The organism is Streptomyces sp. KLMMK (assembly GCF_036961605.1).
Taxonomy (GTDB): Bacteria; Actinomycetota; Actinomycetes; order Streptomycetales; family Streptomycetaceae; genus Streptomyces; species Streptomyces telluris.
The window spans coordinates 1-7,775 of record NZ_JBAMDC010000309.1; the positions used below are offsets into that span (position 1 = coordinate 1).

At 71.3% G+C, this 7,775-nt stretch carries 6 protein-coding genes; 5 read left to right on the top strand and 1 reads right to left on the bottom strand.

The window, feature by feature from the left end:
• Nucleotides 1-154: 154 nt before the first annotated feature.
• The gene (locus V7793_RS29190) at nt 155-523 is read left to right on the top strand and encodes an Rv3654c family TadE-like protein (RefSeq protein WP_336011968.1); all 369 of its coding nucleotides are present in this window, start codon (nt 155-157) and stop codon (nt 521-523) included.
• Here V7793_RS29190 and V7793_RS29195 read toward each other — a convergent pair.
• Complete coding sequence (locus V7793_RS29195) at nt 498-2,942, bottom strand: DEAD/DEAH box helicase (protein ID WP_336011970.1); 2,445 nt, start codon at nt 2,940-2,942, stop codon at nt 498-500. The genes V7793_RS29190 and V7793_RS29195 overlap by 26 nt on opposite strands.
• 54 nt (nt 2,943-2,996) lie before the next feature.
• Between V7793_RS29195 and bldG the strand changes: the two genes are divergently transcribed.
• The 4 genes from bldG to V7793_RS29215 all read left to right on the top strand — a co-directional run bounded on the left by bldG (nt 2,997) and on the right by V7793_RS29215 (nt 7,673).
• On the top strand, nt 2,997-3,338 hold the full coding sequence (bldG, locus tag V7793_RS29200; protein WP_030367299.1) for an anti-sigma factor antagonist BldG: 342 nt from the start codon (nt 2,997-2,999) through the stop codon (nt 3,336-3,338).
• 116 nt (nt 3,339-3,454) lie between these two features.
• Nucleotides 3,455-3,901, top strand: a complete 447-nt coding sequence (locus V7793_RS29205; RefSeq protein WP_336011973.1) for an ATP-binding protein — start codon at nt 3,455-3,457, stop codon at nt 3,899-3,901.
• Between the two features lie 577 nt (nt 3,902-4,478).
• The gene (locus V7793_RS29210; RefSeq protein ID WP_336011974.1) at nt 4,479-6,884 is read left to right on the top strand and encodes a sodium-translocating pyrophosphatase; all 2,406 of its coding nucleotides are present in this window, start codon (nt 4,479-4,481) and stop codon (nt 6,882-6,884) included.
• Between the two features lie 216 nt (nt 6,885-7,100).
• Nucleotides 7,101-7,673 (top strand): small secreted protein, encoded by a 573-nt coding sequence (locus V7793_RS29215; protein WP_336011975.1) that lies wholly within the window; start codon nt 7,101-7,103, stop codon nt 7,671-7,673.
• Nucleotides 7,674-7,775: the final 102 nt, after the last annotated feature.

The window sequence follows — 7,775 nt, forward strand, 5'->3', positions numbered from 1 at the left end:
CGGTCCGCCGCGCCGCCGGGTTCCCGCATCGCCGTCATGCGCGAGGGCGATCTCGTACGGGTGCGGGTCGAGGCCAGGGCGGCCGGTCCGCTGGCCCTCAGGCTGGGCGGAGAGGCGGTGGCCCTTGCGGAGGAGACGGTGCGGTGACCGGGGCGTGGCGACGGTGTGGGTGGCGGTCGCGACCGCCGCACTCTGCGCGGTGTTCGCGGCGATGCTGGCCATGGGGCAGGCGGTGGTGGCCCGCCATCGCGCCGGCGGTGCGGCGGACCTGTCGGCGCTGGCGGCGGCAGACCACGCCCTCGACGGGCAGGAGGCCGCGTGCGGCCTCGCGCGGCGGGTGGCCGCCGCCCAGGGGGCGAGAGTGGTGCGCTGCGCCGTGAGCGGCGAGATCGCCGAGGTCGCGGCCGAGGCGAGGGCGGGGCCGTACGCCGTCCGGGTGCGGTCGCGGGCGGGGCCCGCGGAGGCCGCGGGGATCGAGCCCGTTGCGTTCGTGCGGCTCACCCGTCCTTCGGGGCGTCCCTGAGGAGCCGGGCCAGGAGGCGTATGGCGGCCCGTTTGTCGAGGGGGTCGTTGCCGTTGCCGCACTTGGGGGACTGGACGCAGGAGGGGCAGCCGGTGTCGCACTCGCAGGCGGCGATCGCCTCGCGGGTGGCGGTGAGCCAGCCCGCGGCGGTGTGGAAGGCCCTCTCGGCGAAGCCCGCGCCGCCGGGGTGGCCGTCATAGACGAAGACGGTCGGCAGGAGCGTGTCGGGGTGCAGGGGTACGGAGACGCCGCCGATGTCCCAGCGGTCGCAGGTGGCGAAGAGGGGGAGCATGCCGATGGAGGCGTGCTCCGCGGCGTGCAGGGCGCCGCCGAGGGCCTCCGGGGCGATCCGGGCCTCGTCGAGCTGGTCCTCGGTGACGGTCCACCACACGGCGCGGGTGCGCAGCGTACGCGGCGGCAGGTCCAGCTTGGACTCGCCGAGGACCTCGCCGGTGATGAGCCGGCGGCGGAGGAAGGAGACGACCTGGTTGGTCACCTCGACCGAGCCGAAGCACAGGCGCGCCTCCCCCCAGGGGATCTCGGCGCTGGTCTCCAGGATGGAGACGGCCGTCGTGTCGCGGGCCGTCGTCGAGTACGGCGGGTCGGCCTGCTCGACGAGGGCGACGGAGTCCTCCAGGTCGAGCCGGCGGACGAGGTAGGTGCGGCCCTGGTGGAGGTGGACCGCGCCCTCGTGGACGGAGGCGTGGGCGGCTCCCGCGTCCACGGTGCCCAGCAGCCGCCCGGTGCCCTCCTCCACGACCTGGATGGGGCGGCCTCCGCCGCCCCGGATGTCGGTGAGGTCGGCGGCGCGTTCGCGCCGGGTCCAGTGCCAGGCGGCGCCGCGGCGGCGCAGCAGCTTGCGCGCCTCGAGCTGGGCGAGCAGGCCCGGCGTCTCGGGCCCGAACAGGGACAGGTCGGCCTCGGTGAGCGGCAGCTCGGCGGCCGCGGCGCACAGATGGGGGGCGAGGACGTAGGGGTTGTCGGGATCGAGGACGGTGGATTCGACGGGCTGACGGAAGAGCGCCTCGGGGTGGTGGACGAGATAGGTGTCCAGGGGGTCGTCGCGGGCGACCAGCACGGCGAGGGCTCCGCGGCCCGTACGGCCCGCGCGTCCGGCCTGCTGCCACAGGGAGGCGCGCGTGCCCGGATAGCCGGTCAGGAGGACGGCGTCGAGGCCGGCGACGTCGACGCCGAGCTCCAGGGCGGTCGTCGCGGACAGGCCCAGCAGTTCGCCGCTGTGCAGGGCGCGCTCGATGGAGCGGCGCTCCTCGGGGAGATAGCCGCCGCGGTAGGCGGCGACACGCCCGGGCAGGGAGCGGTCCACGGCTGCGAGGCGCTCCTGGGCGATCAGGGCGATGAGCTCGGCGCCGCGCCGTGACCGTACGAAGGCGACGGTGCGGACGCCCTGGACGACGAGGTCGGTGAGGAGCTCGGCGCTCTCGGCGGTGGCGGTGCGGCGCACGGGGGCCCCTCGCTCGCCGTGGAGCTCGGTGAGGGGCGGCTCCCAGAGGGCGAAGACCAGCTCGCCGCGCGGAGAGGCGTCCTCGGTGATCTCCACCACCGGAACGCCCGTCAGCCGGCCTGCGGCGGTGGCCGGATCGGAGGAGGTGGCCGAGGCGAGGAGGAAGACCGGATCGGCCCCGTAGCGGGCGCAGACACGCCGGAGCCGGCGGAGCACCTGGGCGACGTGCGAGCCGAAGACGCCCCGGTAGGTGTGGCACTCGTCGATGACGACGTAGCGCAGGGCACGCAGGAAGGAGGACCACTTGGGGTGGGCGGGCAGGATCGAGCGGTGGAGCATGTCGGGGTTGGTGAGCGCGTAATTGGCGTACTGACGCACCCACTCCCGCTCCTCGACGGGGGTGTCCCCGTCGTAGACGGCGGGACGCACGCCCTTGCCCAGGGGCTCGGCGAGGGCCTTCACGGCGCGCCGCTGATCGGCGGCGAGTGCCTTGGTGGGTGCGAGGTACAGCGCGGTCGCCCCGCGGCCGTTCGGGGCCTCCGAGCCGTCCAGCAGGGCGCTGAGGACCGGTGCCAGGTACGCGAGGGACTTCCCGGAGGCCGTTCCGGTGGCCACGACCACCGATTCGCCGCGCAGCGCGTGCTCGGCGGTGAGCGCCTGATGGGCCCACGGCCGGTCGATGCCCGCCATCCGGATGGCTTCCGCCACTTCCGGCCGGATCTTCTCAGGCCAGGGGGCATGACGTCCGGGACGCGGGGGCAAGTGCTCCGTATGAGTGATGCGTGCAGCCCTGTCGGCCCCGGTGGTCAGTCGGTCGAGGACTGCCCGGGGAGCGGGATGTACGCCCGCCTCCGGCGGGAGTTGATCGTTGGCCATCGGCACCGAGTGTGTCACTGGCGTGACGGACAATGGCGTCAAGGCGTCGTGCGCGCCTGCCGGTAAGTGATTGAATGCCATCGCGGCTGCCGATCCATGGGGGGCGACCGCTCGATGCAAGGTGCTGGAGGATCCGTGGACCTGTCCCTGTCGACCGAGACCGTAGGCGACCGTACGGTTGTCCGGGTCGGTGGCGAGATTGATGTGTACACCGCGCCCAAGCTGCGTGAGCAGCTGGTCGAGCTTGTCAACGACGGCAGCTATCACCTCGTCGTGGACATGGAGGGCGTCGACTTCCTCGACTCCACCGGGCTCGGCGTCCTGGTCGGCGGGCTGAAGCGGGTGCGTGCCCATGAGGGCTCGCTGCGCCTGGTCTGCAACCAGGAGCGCATTCTCAAGATTTTCCGTATCACCGGCCTCACCAAGGTGTTCCCCATCCACACCTCGGTCGAGGACGCGGTGCAGGCGACCGACTGAGGTCGCCGGGGAAGAGTGTCACGCGGGGGGCACCCGGGCTCGCGGGTCCGGCCCCCTCGTGAGTCCGCCCTTTTCCGGATGAGGGGGAGAGGGCACGTACGACCGAGGGGGATGGCATGGCCACCGTCGAACTGCTCTTCAGTGCCCTTCCCGAGCATGTCCGGACCGCCCGGCTGGTGGCAGCCGCGGTGGCGCGCCGTGCCGGCGTGGACGAGGCCGTGCTGGACGAGGTCCGGCTCGCCGTGGGCGAGGCCTGCTCGCGCGCGGTGGGGCTGCACATCAGCAATGAGGTGACCACCCCCGTCCGGGTGACGCTGATCGAGGACGAGAAGAAGTTCTCCATCGAGGTCGGGGACGACGCCCCCGCACCGGAGGCGCTCGCTGCCGCGAACGGCTCGGAGCGCGCCGCCGGCGGCCCCGAGGAGGTCGCTGCCGACAACGAGGACGACATGGGCCTCGCGGTCATCAGCGGCCTGGTCGACGACGTCGAGGTGACGGCGGACGAGCGCGGCGGTCTGATCCGGATGAGCTGGCCGATCGCTCCCACGGCCGTGACGCCGTAGCCCGTCCGGGCGTATCGCCGTAGTCGGCCCTCCTCGGACGGCCGTAACTCCCGGCTGCCCGTGCAGCGGCTCCGATGGCGCCCGCCGGACGGCCGTCGCACGATTCACCGGCTCCCGGTGCACCGAGCAGCCATAATTCTGCGATCTTTTTCGGCCCTCCCGCATCCGGCGGCGCCGCGTGGCCGCTGATCGCCGCGGGCCCCGTGGATCCTCCCCCCCGGGGTCCATTGATCTTCCGGCTGATTCCGTTGGTCCGCCGAATCCGGCGATCTTCCGGAATGGATCTCGCGTCGGCCCCCTTTTCGTGAATCGTCTCCGATCACCGCTGATCGCCATTGATCTCCATTGATCGCCGTTCCGGATCTACGCCCGCGATCGTTTATCCGGCGGATCATTCACTCGATCTTCACTTGCACAGGCCAATTCCATTTGCCGCGCTCTGTTTTGATCTCGCCATGCTCCCTACAATCCGTCCATCTTGAGCTCAGGACGCCTGAGCGTGGCCGCTGTCCCGTGATCTCCCTTCAGTGATCGCGGATCAGCTGCGCGCCCATGTGCCAAACGTCAGGGAGGACGAATGGCGGGGCCCTTCACCCCTCGACAGGTGGACTTTCAACAGCTCGACTTCACCCGGAATCTCGCGGCCGAACTCACGCAGGGCAACCGCACCATGGTGATCGTGATCGCGGCCGTCGCACTCGCGGCGCTCGTGGTCGCCGTCGCCCTGGTGCGGCAGGTCCTCGCGGCGGGCGAGGGAACCGACAGCATGAGAAGGATCGCGGCGGCGGTGCAGGAGGGCGCGAACGCCTATCTCGCACGGCAGTTGCGCACCCTCGGCGTATTCGCCGTGGCGGTGTTCTTCCTCCTGATGCTCCTGCCGGCCGACAACTGGTCGCAGCGCATCGGGCGTTCGGTCTTCTTCCTGATCGGAGCGCTCTTCTCGGCGGCCACGGGCTATATCGGCATGTGGCTCGCCGTGCGCAGCAATGTGCGGGTCGCCGCGGCGGCCCGTGAGGCCACTCCGGCCCAGGGTGAGCCCGAGAAGGACCTGACGGCCGTTTCGCACAAGGCCATGAAGATTGCGTTCCGGACGGGTGGCGTCGTCGGGATGTGCACCGTCGGGCTCGGCCTGCTGGGCACCTCCTGCGTGGTGCTCGTGTACGCGGCCGACGCGCCCAAGGTGCTGGAGGGATTCGGCTTCGGCGCGGCGCTGCTGGCGATGTTCATGAGGGTCGGCGGCGGCATCTTCACCAAGGCGGCCGACGTCGGCGCCGACCTCGTCGGCAAGGTCGAACAGGGCATCCCCGAGGACGACCCGCGCAACGCCGCCACCATCGCGGACAACGTCGGCGACAACGTCGGCGACTGCGCGGGCATGGCCGCCGACCTCTTCGAGTCGTACGCCGTGACGCTGGTCGCCGCGCTGATCCTCGGCAAGGCCGCCTTCGGCGACGCGGGGCTCGCCTTCCCCCTGCTCGTCCCCGCGATCGGCGTGCTCACGGCGATGGTCGGCATCTTCGCGGTCGCGCCGCGCCGCGCCGACCGCAGCGGGATGACCGCGATCAACCGCGGGTTCTTCATTTCGGCCGTCATATCGCTCGCCCTGGTGGCCGTCGCGGTGTTCGCGTACCTCCCCTCCAGCTACGCCGACCTGAAGGGCATCGGGGACGAGGCGATCCGCGGCCATGCGGGCGACCCGAGGGTGCTCGCGCTCGTGGCGGTGGCCATCGGCATCGTCCTCGCCGCGCTCATCCAGCAGCTCACGGGGTACTTCACGGAGACCAGCCGGCGGCCCGTGCGGGACATCGGCAAGTCGTCCCTGACCGGGCCGGCGACGGTCGTCCTCGCCGGCATCTCCATCGGCCTGGAGTCGGCCGTCTACTCGGCCGTGCTCATCGCGCTGGGCGTCTACGGGGCGTTCCTGCTCGGCGGCACGTCCATCATGCTGGCCCTGTTCGCCGTCGCGCTCGCCGGCACCGGCCTGCTGACCACCGTGGGCGTCATCGTCGCCATGGACACCTTCGGCCCGGTCTCCGACAACGCCCAGGGCATCGCCGAGATGTCCGGCGACGTCGAGGGCGCCGGCGCGCAGGTGCTCACCGACCTCGACGCGGTCGGCAACACCACCAAGGCCATCACGAAGGGCATCGCCATCGCCACGGCCGTCCTGGCCGCGTCGGCGCTCTTCGGCTCGTACCGCGACGCCATCGCCACCGCGGTGAAGGACGTACACGCGAAGTCCGGTGAGCTGGGCCTGAGTCTGGACATCTCGCAGCCCAACAACCTCGTCGGGCTCGTCCTCGGAGCCGCCGTCGTCTTCCTCTTCTCCGGGCTGGCGATCAATGCCGTGTCGCGGTCGGCGGGTGCGGTGGTCTACGAGGTGCGGCGGCAGTTCCGCGAGCACCCCGGGATCATGGACTACAGCGAGAAGCCGGAGTACGGCCGCGTGGTGGACATCTGCACCAAGGACGCGCTGCGCGAACTCGCCACACCCGGCCTGCTGGCCGTGATGGCGCCCATCGCCGTCGGGTTCTCGCTCGGCGTCGGGGCGCTCGGCTCGTACCTGGCGGGGGCCATCGGCACCGGCACCCTGATGGCCGTCTTCCTCGCCAACTCCGGTGGCGCCTGGGACAACGCCAAGAAGCTGGTGGAGGACGGCCACCACGGCGGCAAGGGCAGCGAGGCGCACGCGGCGACGGTCATCGGCGACACGGTCGGCGACCCGTTCAAGGACACCGCCGGTCCGGCCATCAACCCGCTGCTGAAGGTGATGAACCTGGTGGCGCTGCTGATCGCCCCCGCGGTGGTCAAATTCTCCTACGGCGTCGATGCCAACAAGGGCCTGCGGTTCGGGATCGCGGTGCTGGCGATCGTCGTCATCGTCGGTGCGGTGTACGTCTCCAAGCGGCGCGGCGTCGCGATGGGCGACGACGGGAACGCGGAGCGGACGGCGAAGCCCGCCGACCCGGCCGTGGTGTCGTAGAGAACTGACGCTCCGGAACTTCGGGCCCGGGTGGGCGGCGTGCAGGGCACGCCGTTCACCCGCGTTCGGTTCCCCCTCTCCTCCCGTGTGCGGTGAATGCCACGCTGCGCTTGGTGCAAATGGCTTCAAAAGGAGGCATATGGTGTGCTCGCCTCCTGGGCGGTCCCGCTCGGACGTGTAAGTTCCGGGCCGAGAGCCATCGAAGGGACCGATCCGGTGAACAAGAAGCTTGCGGCCGCACTGTCCGGCGGTACGGCGCTCCTGCTGGCGCTGACCGGCTGCGGCGGCGACGACGAGGGCAACAAGAAGCTGGACGCCTGGGCCATGAAGGTCTGTGACCAGATGCAGCCCCAGGTGAAGAAGATTCTGGACGCGAACCAGTCGATCGCGAGCGTCCAGACCGAGGAGGACTCCAAGAAGGTCCAGCAGACCGACTCCGCGGCCTTCCAGGTCAGCGTCGACGCGTACAAGGCGCTCGCCAACGCGGTCCAGGATGCGGGCGCGCCGCCCGTCAAGGACGGCGAGACCAGCCAGAAGAACGCCGTCAAGGCGCTCAACGACCTCTCCACGGCGTACGCGAACCTGAAGAAGCGGAGTGACGCCCTCGACACCGGCGACAAGACCAAGTTCGGCGAGGGGCTGAGGGGCATCGGCGGGGACGTCGCCAAGCTCAGCGGCCAGAGCTCCGAGGCGCTCAAGAAGCTGCAGTCGGGCGACGTCGGCAAGGCCATGGCCAAGCAGCCGGGCTGCCAGAAGAACTCGCTCTCCCCGTCGCCCGCGAAGAGCTGACCCGGAGGACCGCACGCCGGGGGACCGGGCCCCGGAGGGCTGCACGCCGGAGGACCGGGCCCCCGGAGGACCCGGCCCCGGCGACGGTCCCGGAGAACGGTC

Coding starts and splice junctions, on each gene's coding strand:
- V7793_RS29205 (WP_336011973.1), top strand. CDS start 3,455: ATGGCCACCGTCGAACTGCTCTTCAGTGCCCTTCCCGAGCATGTCCGG.
- V7793_RS29210 (WP_336011974.1), top strand. CDS start 4,479: ATGGCGGGGCCCTTCACCCCTCGACAGGTGGACTTTCAACAGCTCGAC.
- V7793_RS29195 (WP_336011970.1), bottom strand. CDS start 2,942: ATGGCATTCAATCACTTACCGGCAGGCGCGCACGACGCCTTGACGCCA.